Genomic DNA, 319 nt, shown 5'->3' with positions numbered 1-319 from the left:
GTTCATCAGCAACATATAGAAAAAGAAACATGGCAGACAGAGCGTAATCGCGACTTGATAATACGCTGGCAGATACTTTCGCCATTCGAATGGAACGTGTTTACGGAAAATGATGCCGAAGAACAACACTGAGCATAATAAACGGAGAGTCAGATTTTCATAAGGCTGCGGGAACAGATACTCCCACACAACAAAGTAAATAGGGAAACCGACAAAGCCCATCCAACCTACTAGGGTTAGATTCGGTTCAGCATATTGATAAACTTTACGAATAGCGTTCATACGAAATTCTTTATTCTCTAAGCCCAGACGTTTACTC

Annotated in this window: 1 pseudogene; it reads right to left on the bottom strand. The window is 41.4% G+C overall.

Features of this window, described 5'->3' with window-relative positions:
* A pseudogene (locus BCT81_RS05415) lies at positions 1-282 on the bottom strand (hybrid sensor histidine kinase/response regulator); the annotation flags it as partial.
* Positions 283-319 lie beyond the last annotated feature (37 nt).

The sequence above is a fragment of the Vibrio sp. 10N.261.52.A1 genome (genome assembly GCF_002876325.1).
In the GTDB taxonomy this organism is placed as follows: Bacteria; Pseudomonadota; Gammaproteobacteria; order Enterobacterales; family Vibrionaceae; genus Vibrio; species Vibrio chagasii.
The sequence above is the reverse complement of the archived record's forward strand: the minus strand, read 5'-3'. Positions and strand labels throughout refer to the sequence as shown.